The 16,542-nt window shown below is 47.8% G+C and carries 10 protein-coding genes; 7 read left to right on the forward strand and 3 right to left on the reverse strand.

Annotation, left to right across the window (positions count from 1 at the left end; translation table 11 throughout):
• Nucleotide 1: 1 nt before the first annotated feature.
• Nucleotides 2-1,834, reverse strand: a complete 1,833-nt coding sequence (locus R7P72_RS04985) for a siderophore biosynthesis protein PsvB (RefSeq protein WP_005374704.1) — start codon at nucleotides 1,832-1,834, stop codon at nucleotides 2-4.
• Nucleotides 1,831-3,042, reverse strand: a complete 1,212-nt coding sequence (locus tag R7P72_RS04990; RefSeq protein WP_005374706.1) for an acetyl-CoA carboxylase biotin carboxylase subunit family protein — start codon at nucleotides 3,040-3,042, stop codon at nucleotides 1,831-1,833. Before R7P72_RS04990 ends, R7P72_RS04985 begins: the two co-directional genes overlap by 4 nt.
• A gap of 250 nt (nucleotides 3,043-3,292) precedes the next feature.
• Here R7P72_RS04990 and R7P72_RS04995 point away from each other — a divergent pair, with 250 nt between their 5' ends.
• The 6 genes from R7P72_RS04995 to fecE all read left to right on the forward strand — a co-directional run bounded on the left by R7P72_RS04995 (nucleotide 3,293) and on the right by fecE (nucleotide 11,382).
• Nucleotides 3,293-5,329, forward strand: coding sequence for a TonB-dependent receptor (locus tag R7P72_RS04995; protein ID WP_005374708.1), 2,037 nt, complete (start codon nucleotides 3,293-3,295; stop codon nucleotides 5,327-5,329).
• A 120-nt stretch (nucleotides 5,330-5,449) separates the two neighbouring features.
• A complete protein-coding gene (pvuA, locus tag R7P72_RS05000) occupies nucleotides 5,450-7,588 on the forward strand; it encodes a TonB-dependent siderophore vibrioferrin receptor PvuA (protein ID WP_318110387.1) in 2,139 nt (712 codons plus the stop codon).
• A 101-nt stretch (nucleotides 7,589-7,689) separates the two neighbouring features.
• Nucleotides 7,690-8,613: a Fe(3+) dicitrate ABC transporter substrate-binding protein FecB gene (locus R7P72_RS05005; protein ID WP_031778868.1), complete on the forward strand. Its 924-nt coding sequence runs from the start codon at nucleotides 7,690-7,692 to the stop codon at nucleotides 8,611-8,613.
• A 74-nt stretch (nucleotides 8,614-8,687) separates the two neighbouring features.
• A complete protein-coding gene (locus tag R7P72_RS05010) occupies nucleotides 8,688-9,647 on the forward strand; it encodes a FecCD family ABC transporter permease (RefSeq protein ID WP_374042414.1) in 960 nt (319 codons plus the stop codon).
• Nucleotides 9,644-10,615, forward strand: a complete 972-nt coding sequence (locus R7P72_RS05015; protein WP_005374716.1) for a FecCD family ABC transporter permease — start codon at nucleotides 9,644-9,646, stop codon at nucleotides 10,613-10,615. The genes R7P72_RS05010 and R7P72_RS05015 overlap by 4 nt, the downstream gene beginning before the upstream one ends.
• A gap of 2 nt (nucleotides 10,616-10,617) precedes the next feature.
• Nucleotides 10,618-11,382, forward strand: a complete 765-nt coding sequence (gene fecE / locus R7P72_RS05020; protein WP_005374717.1) for a Fe(3+) dicitrate ABC transporter ATP-binding protein FecE — start codon at nucleotides 10,618-10,620, stop codon at nucleotides 11,380-11,382.
• Between the two features lie 117 nt (nucleotides 11,383-11,499).
• On the opposite strand, the gene R7P72_RS05025 is transcribed toward fecE, so the two are convergent.
• Nucleotides 11,500-13,386 (reverse strand): methyl-accepting chemotaxis protein, encoded by a 1,887-nt coding sequence (locus tag R7P72_RS05025; RefSeq protein WP_005374718.1) that lies wholly within the window; start codon nucleotides 13,384-13,386, stop codon nucleotides 11,500-11,502.
• Nucleotides 13,387-13,750: 364 nt separating this feature from the next.
• Between R7P72_RS05025 and R7P72_RS05030 the strand changes: the two genes are divergently transcribed.
• A complete protein-coding gene (locus R7P72_RS05030) occupies nucleotides 13,751-16,501 on the forward strand; it encodes a M16 family metallopeptidase (RefSeq protein WP_213906963.1) in 2,751 nt (916 codons plus the stop codon).
• The last annotated feature ends 41 nt before the right edge of the window (nucleotides 16,502-16,542 follow it).

Here is a 16,542-nt window from a genome sequence, read left to right on the forward strand (position 1 = left end):
TTTAACGTACGCTTTTTTTGATGGCTTCTAAGTAGGCGCGTTGCGCTTCTTCGTTAGAAAGCAGCAAGAAGTTCGGAGCCGACAAACCATAGAACTTATTGATGTCACTCGCGCCGGAGGCTTCTTTCGAGAGCAAACTGCCAGAGCTCAACAAGTACTTGGCGTACAAATCAGGCGCCTCTTGCAGTAACTCGCGTGCCAGTTTTGTCTCTAACCCTTCGCCTTCCAATCGGTTGAGTTGCTCTGCAATGCTTTTGGCCACGATGGCGTAAAGCGATGCTGAAGAGGCAATGCCCTTCGCTGCCATAGATTCTACAATCGCTGCGATATCCAGTTGCAGTGTGATGGTGGTAAACATCTGACCGAGCGCCAATTCATTGTCGACTTTGATGCGTTGGTCGAGCAGTTCATCGCAATCCACTGGAATTGTTTTTGCGCCGTGTTTTTCGGCAGCATGGTCTGTTGCAAAGCGGAAGCGCTCTGGCCAAACTCGCGCCGCGTCGTTGTCTTTCATCGCGAGCGTCATTCTGCCCTGTTGATCAAATGCAACGATGGCGTTTTGCTGGTTGGACTCCAATGCGATGCCATAACGAAGCCACAAGGTGAGGTGCACTTGGCATAATAGATCGACGTAATCTTGGAACCACGCCAGCGTATCTTGTTGATAGTAATGTTCTGCCAAATGTTCTAAGAACAAGCGGTCGTCAGGCATTGGGCTTGCTAGTGCTGCAACCGGAACTAACGCTTTGTCTTCGCAATGAGTAAGTGGGTACTCACGTACGATGTACGCGAAGGTTTTATCATCGCCGATGTGTCCACCGTGTTTTTCGTTGCAATGGAACAAGCGACTGTTTAAGTCGGCGTCCGTTTGTTCAAGGTGGCTGAGTAGGCGTTCAAACCAGTGGCCGTCATACAGTGTTGAAGGCTTGATTAAGCGAATATTTTTCGTGCCTAGCGATCGCATGATCAGCGGAACCTTGATGTGAATGTGCGGTGCCTCGTTGACGACCACAGTACGAACGGAAAGCGTCGGCGTCACGTCTAGATACGTTAAAGGCGCTTCTATCACACCTTCGGGTAAGGCTTCTAAAGATCGCAGGGTGAGCGGATGCGCAGGGAACAGAACGTGGCTAAGTGCAAAATCAGCAGGAAGCCCAACTTGCTCCATGGTTGGCCAGCAATCAGGTTGTTCGCTGGTTAATGTCACCAGTGATTTTTCAATCGCAATCCAATGCAGAGCAAAGCTTTGTGCGAACTCGGGCGCGTACTTAGCAAGGTCTTCATCGCTCAGACCAAACTTCGCACGCGCAGTTGGATAGTACGGGTGGTCAAGGTAAGAAGCGATCTGGTCGGCAAGCAGCAGTTTTTGATGCCAAGAGCCAAGCTTGGATATTGGTTGAGAAATGTGGTCTGCGTGATGATGAAACGCTTGGTCACACAGCGCTTTGTGTTTCTCTGCACATTCCAGTTCTTGAAGATACCCCGCCAACAATTCGTGAGAGCTCTCATGCGCCAGTGTCGTTAGTAGCGCAATCCACTCTTGATAATGCTGCTGATGTTCGACTTGACCATTTTTCTCCACCCACCAACCTTGTGGTGTTTCGTCATTGGAGTGACCGTAGCGCCAGTGCTGCATGTAATACGTTGGCGCAACGGGTAAATACAACGTGAAATCAGAGTTGGCAAATATCAGCCAGACTTGCTCGTCTTGAGGAACAATTACCCCTTTTGGCGCGTCGCTACTGAACTTGGCCTTCGACAAAATGCCAAACATGTCTTCGCGCAAGCAAGTGTCGATCAATCGTTGCGTTAGATACAAAGCGTTGTCATTCATGCTGCCACCTCACGAGTCGGAGCGAGATCGAAATTGCTAAGCGCGTTCTGCAGCGCTTGGTCGAGGTTTCGCCCTGATGGTGAGACAATCGAAATTCGGGCGAGATAATCCTTATTGGAATAACTCTGTTGGAAGTGTTCTCCAGCGGTTTTTAGTACCTGTTGCTGGGTGATGATATCGTCATCGTGTTGGATGAACGACGTCGAACCTCCGTCAATCACACCACTGTGTCCCGCAACTACGTAGTGCACGTGCGCTGACCCATGAATTTGGTAATCGCCGTCCAATCTTCGACCCAGATGCAGACCCAAAATCGTGCTAAACCAGCCGAAGTGAGCGAGATTGTTGAGCAAGAATTCGCGGCCATCTCCAATACTGCGGTAGTTAATTTCCACCAGAACCGGGCCGTTTTCCGTGATGATAAATTCGCTGTGGCAAACTCCAAAACCAACGCCGAACGCTTTCAGTTGAGCCAAGCAAGCTTCTCGGTGAGCAATGCCGTTTGGTCCGTTCCAGTCTGCGGCGGTTTCGATAAAGTAAGGCGGCTCAGAGAGCGACACATCAAAACCGCCCACGGCGATAAGTTGGTTACCGTCTCCTAAAGTTTCGAGCGTAACCAACGGTCCTTGAAGAAACTGCTCCACCAGAATGGCGGCGTTTGGGTGCTTTTGCCAAAACGCCTCGCAGTAAGCATCGAGCTCGCTTTGGGAGTCACAGCGCTGTACATCTAAACTTGCCACGCCTTCTTTGGGTTTTGCTACGACAGGGAAGGCCATGCCTAATGCCGCATTCGAATGGCGGTGCAGCAAACAGCTTTGTGTGTTGGGTAGGGCTTTTTCATTTAACACTTGTCGAGTTAAGTGTTTGTTTTTGGCCTTTAACGTGACAGACCAATCTTTGGATGGGAGGCCAAAAAATTGCGCGCAGATGGCGGTGGAAGTTTGTAAGTGATCACTATTGCTAAAAATAGCGTCTGGCTTTAATTCATGCTCCGTGATGGTTTCGATGAGTTCTAATGGGTTGAAGACATCACATTCTAGAATGGTATCCGGATTAAAGTGACTATCACGACTCGCCAGCTCTAAATGGCTGAGCTTATGGTCGGTGATAAGAACGACGTGAAGGTCCATCGCTTTAGCTGCAGGCACGAAGCCGTGAGTGACTGCATCGTTAACGACATGACTTACGATAATCATCGTAGATTTCATGAGCTTTCCTAATTTTCTAACATTTTCTTCTAACGTTGATAAAGTCGCTCACGGTCGTCTTCCAATGTGCCTCTCGCGAGACGGAGGGCAGAAGTTTTAGTGTTTATTGTTATGATGTTTGGTTTTTTTTGTTGTTAGTTGTGTTTTTAGGGTAAATAAATATAGAGCATAAAATTAATATTGCAAATAGAAATAATATTTGTTCTTATTTCCATCCGTTGGCTTTATAACAACTAAACGGAATTATGGAATGAATAAATTATTGACCCTGACCCCCTTGGCGGTCGCGATTGGTTCTTCACTAGTAGCACCAAGCGCAGTGGCTTCAGAAGAGACGAACTCAACCTCATCAGCAACTGAAACGATTCAAGTCTTCGGGCATCAGTACGAAGGTTATGCTGAACACATGCCTCAATCAGGCACCAAAACCGATGTGGAATGGCTTGATGTGCCACAAGCGGTATCCGTAGTAACGAAAACAGAAATGCAAGACCGAGGCGCGGTGCGCTTAGTGGATGCGCTAGATGGGGTAGCCGGGGTCAATAACACCTTGGGCGAAGGCAGCCGCGATCAGTTCATGATACGTGGTTTTGATTCACTCAACGATATGTACCGTGATGGCTTGCGAGATGACGGTACGTTGCAGTCTTACCGCAGCTTAGCGAACGTTGAACGCGTTGAAATTGTGAAAGGCCCTGCGGGTGCTTTGTATGGCCGTGGTTCGGCTGGGGGCATCATCAACTTGGTGACGAAACGCGCTAACGGTGAGAATTTTACTCACGTAAACGGTAGTGTAGGCAGCAACAACCAGTATGTTGGTCAGGTCGACAGCTCAATGGCGTTTACAGATAAGGTCAACGGGCGTATTAACTTGGAATACCGTCAAGCCGACTCGTACGTTGATCATGTTGATTCAAACGATTTCTTCATTGCACCGACCATTCGTGTGTTACCAGCGGAAGGTCACACCATTGATATTGACGTGGAATACGCCCATCAAGAACTAGTGCCGTATCGTGGTGTGCCATCAAAAAATGGCAAGCCAGTTGATTTGCCAGTAAGCACTTACTTTGGCGGCACAAACGACTATCAGGAGTCAGACAGTCTCCGTATTGCGGTGGATTACGAATGGCGTCTGAATGATCAATGGGTATGGAACAACCGAGCGGCGTTCAACCATATCGAACTTGAGCAAAAAGGCACGCGTCAGGGCAAAGTGACGGGTAATGAAGTGTCTCAAACCGTTAACAACTTTGGTTACGATCCACGTACTACGACCACTTTACAATCTGAGTTGGTTTGGGAAACCAGGGACAATCAATTGATGGTGGGTGCAGATTTCAACCAGATCGATATCGACCTAACGTTGGCAAGTGACAAAACGCTTCCTCTGCAAAATATCTACGACCCAGTCGTTGGTCCAACGCCTGATCCGGGCTTTAAGCCATTTCGTGACAATACCACCACCACGACAGGTTTGTATGTGCAAGACGTCTATACGTGGGGCGACCTTTCTTTGATCGGTAACGTGCGTTACGACTCGATGGAGCTCGAACAACAAAAAGCGGGCTCAGATAAGGAAAAATTGGATGATGACAAAGTCAGCTACCGTGCTGGTTTGGTATACCGCATCAATTCCGACACATCCGTATACGCCAGTTTAGCGCGCTCTTGGCAGTTACCGTACGCTGGTATCTACATCAATCCAAAATTGGCGGAATTCTTCCACACCGACTTAAAAGAGGTGGGTGCGAAAGCGTACCTTTTGGATAACGCATTAATGTTGAATGCGGCACTGTTCCAGATTGATCAAGAGCAACCACAAACTAACGTGGACGGCGATGTGATCGATAAAATTGAAGTGCGTCACCAAGGTATTGAATTAGAGGCTCGCGGTCAAATCACCAAACAGTGGGACATCTCTGTGGGTTACAGCTACTTGGACGCGGAAGACAAAGCCACAGGCAAAAAGCCGAACGATGTATCAGACCACTTGTTCTCTCTTTGGAGCACTTACCAATTGAATGACAACTGGCGTTTAGGCGGTGGTGTGAAGTACGTGGGCGACCGTTACGCAGGTAACGACGAAGCTGTCGCACTTGGCGATTACACAACGGTGGATTTGATGGCGGCGTACACCACTGGTCGTCATAAAATCCAAGCGAACGCTTACAACATTTTGGATGAGAAATACATTCTTGGCGCAACAAACGGCACGTCTGGCTTAAACCAGATTGGCTACGGCGCACCAGCCGAGTTTATGCTCAGCTACGGATATCAGTTTTAGGCTTTTTGTGCGTAGTTAGCGCCTGTTAGCCAATTTTTTCCTCATATTGAGGATGTTTAGCCCCGAGAGCCTACGGGATGTATTCTGCCCGAGGCTCAATTTCTCGCAAAGGAGATCTTAATGTCTTACCAGAATTTGGATGGTAAAGTGCGTGTACGTGCTGGTTTGTCTACCACTTACAGTGTGCTTGCGATTGCAATCGCTTCTGCCACATCCATGAGCGCGGTTGCCGCTCCTGCTAAAAAAGAACAAACTACCGCGATGGAAACCGTCGTTGTCACTGGTAGCGTGATTGGTAAATCTGAAATTGAAGACGTCAAAGAGTACCCAGGTGCTCGTACCGTCATTACCCGCGATCAAATCGAGAAAACCGCCGCAGGCTCGATTGATAACGCGCTGCAGCGCGTGCCGGGTATTAAAGTTCAGGATGAAAGCGGAACGGGCGTATTGCCTAACATTTCCGTACGTGGTTTGAAAGCAAGCCGTAGTGGTCATGCTCAGTTCTTGATGGATGGTGTACCGCTAACACTTGCGCCATATGGTCACACTGGTCAGTCTATCTTCCCAGCAACACTGTCGATGCTTGATCGTATTGACATTGTACGCGGTGGTGCCGCAGTACAGTACGGCCCAAACAACGTCGGTGGTGTGATCAACTTAGTGACCAAACCGATTCCACACACGTGGCAAACTGAAATCAGTAACCGCCTTACCGTGTTTGATGGCGGTGATGCGCCGCTGAATGATTTTTACCTACGCACGGGCGGCTGGTTAAGCGACACATTTGCACTACAGTTGGAAGGTAACTTCCTAAAAGGTGAAAGCTTCCGTGAACATTCCGATACGGACGTGAAGAACTTCCAAGCCAAAGCACAGTGGCTACTGAGTGACACTCAAGAGATTCAAGCATTCCTGCAACGTTACGATGCTGAAACGCAAATGCCGGGCGCACTTTCGCCACAAGATTACGAGCAAGATCGTCACCAATCGAAACGTCCTTACGATGATTATGAAGGTAAGTCGACGCGCTGGAGTGTTAAGTACATTCACGATTTGCCATTTGCCGACAGTGCCGAGCTAGAAGTGCTAACGTTTGGCCATAAGTCAGAGCGTCTTTTCAAGTGGGGCTTTAACAGCGCGGGTGGCCATTGGGCGGATCCGGCTCTGCCAGCGACGGACGTTCGTACCTCTCCACGTGAATTTACCGTGTATGGTATAGAGCCAAAAATGGCGATGTACTTTGGCGAAGGTAAATCCGTTACTCAAAACTGGATCGTGGGTACCCGTTATGTTAATGAAGACATTGACTACAAACTCACTCAGACTCCAATCGCCGGTGGTGCAACCAGCGTTCCGCGTGATTGGCATCTAGATACGGACGCGTTTGCTGGATACGTTAGCAACGAAATTGGTTTGTTCAATGATACATTGAAGGTAACGCCTGGGTTGCGTGTTGAGTCGGTTCGAATGACGTTTACCGATCGTGGTAAAAAACAAACGGCAGACAACACCGTGACGGAATGGTTGCCAGGTTTGACGGTGGCATACAACTTAACTGACCAGTGGGTGACGTATGCGAACGCGCAAAAATCACTTCGTGCGCCACAAATTGCCTACATCCGAGGTTTGGGTGAAGAAGGTAGCGAACTGGCTTGGAACTACGAAGTCGGCGCGCGTTACACCCAAGATGCGACCAGCTTTAACGCTGCACTTTATCGCATCGACTTTGAGGATCAATTGCAATGGCAAAGCTCAACGCAGACCTTCGATAACATCGGAAAAACACTTCACCAAGGCATAGAGCTTTCTGCTCGTTACGTGCCTGAAGCACTACCTGCACTGAGTTTAGGCGCAAGCTACAACTATCTAGACGCTACGCTTGAAGAAGAGGGCGAGAATAAAGGTAATCAACTGCCTTACACCTCTAAGCATCAGCTTGGTTGGGATGCAACCTACGCATTTTACGGCATGGACACCACGCTATCGGGCTTCTACTTCAGTGATTCGTATACTGATAACGCCAACACTAGTGACGAAGACGCAACAGGTGCAATGGGCAAAGTGCCGTCTTACATGGTGTGGAACTTCAACTTAGGCACGGATTTATACAAAGACGACAAAGGCAAGTTACGCATGAATGTTGCGGTGAACAACTTGTTTGACGAGGAGTATTACTTCCGCGGGATTGATACAAGCCCAGTTGGTCGGTACCCAGCTCCGGGACGCTCTTACACACTGGATCTGAATTATCAGTTTTAAGAGTTTCGTTCACCGAGTTTGAAAAGAAAAGTCGCCAATTTACCTTGGCGACTTTGCCGATCTTAGGTACTGGAAAACTCTTAGCACTGGAAAAAAGCAAGATGAAAAATAAAAAGCAATTTACGATCAAACACTTTTCAACCGTTTTGCTGATGCTACTGAGCTCAGCTTTGATGTCATTTAGCGCATTTTCTCAGGTGCGCAGCGTGCAAGATGAGCAAGGCACTTTTGAGCTAGAAGCGATACCTCAACGTATTGTGGTTTTAGAATTTTCGTTTGTCGATGCATTAGCGGCAGTCGATGTCTCACCTGTAGGCGTCGCCGATGACAACGAGGCCACACGAGTCATTCCTGCTGTTCGTGCCAAGGTTGAGCCTTGGCAATCGGTCGGCATGCGCTCGCAACCGAGTTTAGAGGCGATTGCGGTGCTCAAGCCGGATTTGATCATTGCTGATGCAGAACGTCATCGTGCGATTTATCAAGATTTGCAGCGAATTGCGCCAACTTTGCTGTTAAAAAGCCGTGGTGAGACATATCAAGAAAATCTTGAATCCGCACACAAAATCGGCGTGGCAATTGGCAAACAAGCGAAAATGACACAACGAATTGAGCAGCACAAACAGACAATGGCGGAGTTCAAACAGCATTTTGCGACACAAGAAACCATTCAGTTTGGTGTGGTTTCTGACAAAGGGATGTGGCTGCATAGCCCGGTTTCTTACGCTGGGGGCGTTTTGAGTACGCTGGGCATCCAAAGCCCGCTGGCTCCATCTGAGCAAAAAGCGTATATCCCAACCAGTTTCGAACTTTTACTAAAAACCAACCCTGATTGGTTACTAGTTGGACTTTACTCTCAACCAAATATTGTGGATGAGTGGCGCAAAAACCCATTATTTAAGCTGCTAACTGCGGCGAAAAAACAGCAACTTGTTGAGGTCTCTCCTGAACTGTGGTCGTTAAATCGCGGCATGTTGGCTGCGGAAGAAATTGCCCGCAATCTTGAAGCGTTATTGGAGCGCTCATGAGTGCGGCGATAAGCTCGGAAAGCGCGTCTTCGGTTAGCAAATCGCATTGGAAAGCGAGCTTGTTTGTCTGTGCTATGGCCTTGTGTACGCTCTCAGGCTATGCAGCCTCAATGATTGGCTGGTCCAACTTTTCTTTGAGCGTTAATGATCTGACAAGCTATTGGTTTGCGTTTGATGAGGGCAATATGCTGCATCAAATCCTCGCGACGCTGCGTGCGCCTCGTACCTATGCTGGGTTATTAATTGGCGCTTCGCTTGCGGTATCCGGAGTGCTGATGCAAGGATTGACTCGTAACCCTTTGGCGTCGCCATCCATTCTCGGCATTAATGCTGGTGCGGCTTGTTTTATGGCCTTGGCGTCCATCGGCGTACCATTCTTTAGTCAATTGAACCCAATCATCAACGCGGTATTCGGCGCGCTACTAAGTGGTGGTGCGGTCATGTTGTTGGGCGGTTTTTTCTCCGCGCGTTCTCACCCATTGCGCTTAGTGCTAGCGGGCATTGCCATCAGTGCGTTGCTGATAGGGTTAACTCGTGCGTCGGTAATTTTGGCGGATGACATGGCTTACAGCGTGTTGCATTGGTTAACGGGTTCACTCTCTGCGGTAGATTCTGAGCAGTGGCAGCAACTGTGGCCTTTTGCGACTTTAGGTTTGGTGCTCGCCATGGGCTTAGCGCGAAACTTAAATTTACTCGCGTTGGGGGACGAAGTTGCTGTTGGGCTAGGTGGTAACATTCGTCTTACGCGATTTATCAGTGGTTTATCGGTTGTGCTGTTGGCAGGAACTAGCGTAGCGATTGCTGGGCCAATTGGCTTTGTCGGGTTGTTAGTGCCGCACTTGGTGCGCCCGATTGTTGGTCACAACTATCACATTCTCATTCCGGTTTCCGCCTTGTGTGGCGCGACATTAGTGACGTGGTCAGATGCTTTATCACGCGCGATTGCTTTTCCGGCTGAAACGCCAGTGGGCGTGATTACCGCGCTGTTGGGCACACCTTGCTTTATCGCGATTGCAATGAGGAAATCATCATGATGAATCAAACCAAACTGTTTGCATTAGTTGGATTGTTGCTGATTACGTCTTCTCTCACGCTGTTTGTTGGCGCGGCGAACATGTCGGCTCAACAGGTTTTTGCATTACTGTTTTCTTTCTCTGACTCGGACTTTGTGATTCACCAATATCGATTACCGAGAATGTTGCTCGCCATTGGCGTGGGCGCTGGGTTGGGGCTGTCAGGCGTTTTAGTTCAAGGCGTCATCCGTAATCCACTTGCCTCACCAGATTTAATGGGGATAAGCGCCGGAGCAGGACTGGCGGCTACCGCTTGTTTGGTGCTGTATCCGAATGCGCCAGTGGCAATGTTGCCGATGGTCGCCATGGCGGGAGGCTTGCTTGCTGCTGGCTTTATTGCTGTGCTGGCTTACTGGTCGAAACCAACACCAGCACGTTTGGCGCTGATTGGTGTTGCTGTCAGCGCATTTTTAGCCAGCGGTATCGATTTTCTTCTGATTGTGCACCCTATTGAAATCAACACGGCGATGGTATGGCTAACCGGCAGTTTGTGGGGACGAAACTGGCAACAAGTGCCGTTTATTTGGAGTGCTTTATTGCTGCTACTGCCATTGGCGTTTTGGCTGGCTTGGCGGCTAGATGTTATGGGACTGGGAGAAGAAAGCGCCACTACACTTGGCACGAAACCAAGACAGATCCAAATTCTTGCGCTGATTGCTGCCGTGCTATTGGCGAGCATCAGTGTGTCTGTGGCAGGCACGATCAGCTTTGTTGGCCTGCTTGCGCCGCATCTTGCGCGTTTGCTGTTTGGCCACAACCACAAGTTGTTGATTCCAGCCGCTGCAACCCTTGGCGCTTTGTTGGTGATTTGCGCCGATGGTTTAGCGAGAGGCTTACAGCCGCCAATTGAGCTACCAGCGGGAGTGCTAACATCTGTTATTGGCGCACCATATTTCATTTTTCTTTTGTATCGTTACAGAGGTTGGTAAGCATGTTACGAACGCAGAACTTATCCGTCGCGTACGGCAAACAGACCATCATTCCAGATCTCTCTTTGTCGATTCCTCAAGGTAAAATTACCGCACTAGTTGGTCCAAATGGTTGCGGTAAATCGACACTATTAAAAACCTTGGTACGCATCAATAAACCTGCTTCTGGCCAAGTGTTGTATGACGACAAACCACTAAGCAGCTACGGTGATAAACGCTTGGCGCGTTCGTTGTCTTTGCTGCCGCAGATTCTTGTCAGTCCTGAAGGTATTACCGTCAGAAAACTGGTCGAATATGGCCGCTCGCCTTATCTCTCTCATTGGGGCAGGTTAAGTCAACAAGACAAAGCCTTGGTCGAGCAAGCAATGCAAGATACTGGCGTGATTGAGTTTGCTGACAAGCCAGTTGAATCGTTGTCTGGTGGCCAAAGACAAAGGGCGTGGATTGCGATGGTAATGGCGCAAGATACCGACGTAGTGATGCTTGATGAGCCAACCACTTACTTGGATCTCTCTCACCAAGTTGAGCTGATGAAACTCATGAGGCAGATGAACGACAAAGGCAAAACAGTGGTGGTAGTGCTGCACGATCTAAACCAAGCGTGCCGTTACTGCGATCATTTGGTGGTGTTGGAAAAAGGTCAGTTAGTCACGCAGGGAACACCGCAAGAGGTACTGACAGAAGGTATGTTGGCATCGGTGTTTGATTTACAAGCGAGAGTATTTAACGACCCAATCTCAGGCACGCCGATGTGTGTGGCGGTGTAGGTTTACGTCTTTCGAAAGCTATCTGCAATAAAAACGTCGATCCATAAAAACAAACCCCGCTAGTAACAAAGTCGCTAGCGGGGTTTGTTGTTTTTAAGAGCGTCCTTAATGTGGCGTTTAAGCCAGTTTAAACGTTGCCACTTTCGAGTTGAGATCCTCAGCTTGCGATTTCAGCTCAGCAGATTGATTCATCGATTCTTCGGCACCAACTACCAAGTGATCGGTCACATCTTTAATGGACGTGACGTTTTGCGTGATTTCATTGGTTACGTGCGTTTGCTCTTCGGCGGCTGTCGCAATTTGCGTTGCCATATCGCTGATCAGCGCAACGGCCGCGTTGATTTCATCCAGAGCCAGTGCTGCGCGATCAGCATCTTCCACCGAACCTTGCGCGAGCTGAGAGCTTGTATCCATGATAGTCACAGCGCGTTGTGTGGTTTGCTGCAAGGTCTCGATCGTCGAGCGAATTTCTTCGGTTGAGGTGTGTGTGCGTTGTGATAGCACGCGAACCTCGTCTGCAACAACGGCAAAACCGCGACCTTGTTCACCTGCACGCGCCGCTTCAATCGCCGCATTCAGAGCCAGTAAGTTGGTTTGCTCTGCGATGTCTCGAATCGTTGATAGCACGGTTGAGATGTCTTGCGCGTGCTGGTTGAGCTCACCGATGACAACGCTCGCTTGGTTGACTTCAGAAGACAAATTATTGATGGACGATTTGGAGTTGATCACCAACTCATGACCATTTTGTGTGCTTGCTGAAGAGTCTTGAGCGGCTTTAGCCGTCTGCTCTGCATGTGCGGCAATCTCTTGCGTTGCCGATGCCATTTCGGTCACAGCGGTCGCCACCATAGTGATTTCTTGTTGCTGATGGTTCAGATCAGAAACCGACTGATTCGCGCGAGTCGTGCTCAGTTCTGATTGCTGGCTTAGTTCTTCCGCTTGGTGACGAATATGACCAATAAGCTGCTGTAAACTTTCAACAAACTGGTTGAAGTTTTCAGCCAGTTCACCAACTTCGTCACGGTTTTCTACTTTGATGCGTTGAGTCAGATCGCCGCTACCGTTGGCGATTTGCGCAAGCGCATTCGAAACATTGTAGAGCGGACGGAACAAGATGTTACATAGCAGGTTAAACAAAGCCACACAGATAACGACGACGATAGTGGTTGCGATGATTTGATCCCAAACTGCATCGTAAAGTGGGGCAACCAACGAGTTTTGATCTAACACTGTGACCGTTGTGAGTTTGGTACCCTCTATGTGGCGCGCGTAAATCACATATTCGATGTCGTTAATAGAGACGCGACGTTCTGTACCTGAACGTGCGGCTGACGTAATGTCGTTGTTGTTGAGGCCTAGCTTGCTAACCGGTTGATTCAGCAGTTTACCGTTGTTATGAGTGAAAATATTGCCCTGTTCATTGGCAATAAACATATAACCTTCACCCGGTAGGATCACTTGGTTGAGGCTGTTCAGGATATCACCGATCTCTACGTCAGCACCCAGAACGACGGTTTGACCATGCAATTGCAGGGCTTTACCGAGCGACACCACATTCGCACCAGTTGCAGCAGCAACGGTCGGATTATCCATAAAGACTTTCGATGGATTGGCAATGGCGTTGGTGTACCAGCCCCACTTGCGAGGATCGTTATTACCTGGTGGCAAAACCACCCCATTAGCGTTGTCTTGTGACCCGTCCGGGTAAGCGAGGAAAACGTTATCGAACGCGCCAGAGTCTCGGACTTGTTTCAAATGTGTAACCAGAGAACGTTTCTCTGAATCAGAAGAGAGTGAAGTCAGTGCGCGCTCTTTAGAGAGTAGCCAGTCCTTTACGTATTGATTGTAAGATGCGCTAGTGCTTTCTAGTCGCTGTGCGACTTCGACATCGAGCCTATTTAATGAATCTCGAAAAGACAGCCCCTCTACCAGCACTCCCCCTAGAATGATGGCGGCACTGGCAGAGATTGCCAGTTTGTTTTTTAATGATAGATTTTTGAACATAAAGCGAATAATAGATCTTTGAATAATAGTTGTTGTGTTTTTATTCTCATCAGTGCTCTCTGCGCTGTTGAATATGCAGCAGAAAGTCAGATTCGAATCTGTTCAATAATTATATTTTATTGCTCAAAATAAATACTGACTCCATGTCGCGAATTTGAGTTTTACATCAAATAAGCAAAAGGATTTGGGACGATATTATTTATGTATTTGTAAAGTAAGGATTTGTCGATTTTTGTAAATGAGAATTCATTTCAATAAATGGTGATCTTTATCACATTTGCGTATTTGATAATCCATTAAAAATGTGAAGGTTATAGCACCGGATATATATTGATTAGCTTAATCATTGTTATGGGCAATCGTTATGCGCAGTATATTGTTAGTCCCCGCGTTATTAGTGTCAGGGTGTGCTCTGATACAACAGTCGACGCCGATTCAACCTGACGCCAACTGGCACGTGGACCAGTTATCGAACGGTATGAAATACCATCTTTATCCAACAGAAGACCAAGAAGTCTCGGTCCGTTTGGTGATGAATATCGGCTCATTCCAAGAAACATCCTCTCAAAAGGGTTACGCTCACTTTGTTGAGCATATGGCGTTTAATGGTAGTGAGCATTTTACCGGTAACGACGTTGTCAAACTTTTCGAGCAATCTGGTGGTAGCTTTGGCGCTGATATCAACGCTTTTACCAGTTATCAGCAAACGTCTTACCAACTTGACCTTGCGAATAATACGAAGCTAGAAGATGCCCTGAAGTGGATGAGAGATATCGGTAACGGGCTTGAGTTTGCTCCTGAGCAAGTAGAGAAAGAAAAAGGGGTGATTCTCGGTGAATGGCGACGTGCTAATCCGGATGATAAGTCCTTTTCTATGCATGCTTACCAAGCCTCGATTGAAGGCACTATATATGGTGAGCATGACCCAATTGGTACTCGCGAAGCGATTCAAAATGCTTCCTCAAGTAAGTTAAAGGCGTTTTACGACAAATGGTACCAGCCACAAAATGCCGAGTTGATTGTGACTGGTAATATCGACGTAGATTCACTGTCCAAGATTATCAAAAGCAAGTTCTCGAACTGGGAAAGTACCTCGGATACGGTAATAGAGAAGCGCCGTGATATTCGAGTGAACAACGAAAACAGAATCTTGCCAAGTAACACGATGGAATCACCAAGTCTTCATTTAGTGATTGAGCGTGGTCTAAGTGGCGGCACGACGATTGAGCAACAACATGAAGTGTGGCGTGATGAAGTCGCAACACAACTCATTCAACAGCGTTTGATCCGTGTACTCAGTGATGCCGCTGAACCTTTTCAATACGCTTATGCAGAGCCCTATTACTCTAACTATCAGCGTATGATGTCGGCAGGGATTTCGTTTGCACCAGATCGCCGCGAACAAATGCACCAGACTTTCATTCGTACCTTAGCGTCGTTGAGAGATTATGGTGCGACTCAATCCGAGTTAGATAGCGTTATGTCAAATTGGCAAGGTGAACTTGCAAATATTGATTCAGATTGGAGTCAGCGTAAGCCAAACAGTTACGCAGAAGCACGTGTTTTTCAAATTGGACAAGACAGTGTCAGCCAATCAAAAGAGAATTATGCCCAGAGTTTGGCAGAATTCATCAACAACGAGAATTTAGAGAGCATTAACACACAATTTACGGCTTTATTATCTCAGCAGCCAAGCTTTTTTATTGGTTTGGGGAAAAGCGAAACGTCAGAGCAGTTCAACGGTGTATTTGCCGCTCTAAACAGTGCCTATCTTCAAACTGGCGAAAAACCGCTAGAGATGTATGACAAAGTGGATGGATTCTTAAAGCCTACCCAGGAAGGCAGCATCACGAGCATGCGTCAGGAAGCGGGTGGTTTTCAAGTCTATACGCTATCAAACGGTGTCGAAGTGTGGTTCCAAAAAGATACTAAAGCGGGTGGTCGAGCGTATATTTACTATGCGAGCCAAGGTGGTAAAGCCGCTGTTGATCCGACGTTGTATGCCGCTTATGAAATCGCAGCAACAACGGCAATACGCAGTGGGTTAGGGGCATTTTCTGGTTCAGAGCTAGATAGCTACTTACGCAAAAACAACATTGCGCTTGGCGCGATGCTTGATGCGACCAGTCACGGAGCGCAAATTACGGCGCCAAATACGCACCTAACTGATGCTTTGAATGGACTATACAACCTAGCGACGGAGATTAAAGTCGACGAGCGCCAGATGGCGGCAGCGAAGCAAGAGTTTAAACAGCAGAGCGGCGCTTTTTTTGAATCACCGATGGGAAAACTGATTCAAAAAGCAAACGGCAATTCTTATTTGCCGGGTAGTCGTCATCGTATAGTGTCCAGTGATGATGTTGAACAAGTGACTTCCGAGCAGATACTAGCGGTGCATGAGCAACTTTTCAAAACCAATGATGGTTTTAAGATGGTTATTGTTGCAAACGTAGAGCCGGAAGAAATTACACCACTTTTGCGTAAGTATGTGGCCTCTATCGAAATGAAACCGAGTCGTTCGATTGATTATCACGTTGCGTTTAACCCGGAAGTGCCGGAGCGAACTGTGGTTGCGGATGGGCATGAACCTTCATCGTTGTATGTAATGCGTTTGACTAATACGAGCGATTACCAACGTACGGCAAGAGACACGGTTATCGAAGATATTTTGCAACGTATTAGTAATGCACGTGTTTTGGATATTGTGCGAGAAGAGTCTAGCCTTGATTACAGCCCGAGCATTTACACCATGACACAAGATCGCGAACCCATCTCTGATTGGCTCTTGGAGTCTCAAGTTGAGCCCGAAGACGTGGCACTTTTAGAGAGTAAACTGGGCAAAGTGTTTGATGGTTTAGCGTCAAATATTACCCAAAAAGAAGTGGATACGGCCGCGAAACAACTGGCAGTCGCGATGCAAGGATTGGATGACAACCCAGCACAGAGATCATGGGCATATACTCGTTATTTGGTGCATGATTACGGCGTCGATGTGTTGCTTGACGTTGAGAAAGTGGCTAAGAGTGTGACGTTAGATGAAGTGAAAGCGCATGCAAAATCAGCTTTTGGTCCACAAGCAAAACGCTCGGTGATGGTTTTAAATCCGGCCGAATAATCACGTAGTTTCTGACGAAAATCGTGGCAATAGTAATAAAA

Source organism: Vibrio sp. Vb0888, assembly GCF_033338835.1.
Lineage (GTDB): Bacteria > Pseudomonadota > Gammaproteobacteria > Enterobacterales > Vibrionaceae > Vibrio > Vibrio alginolyticus.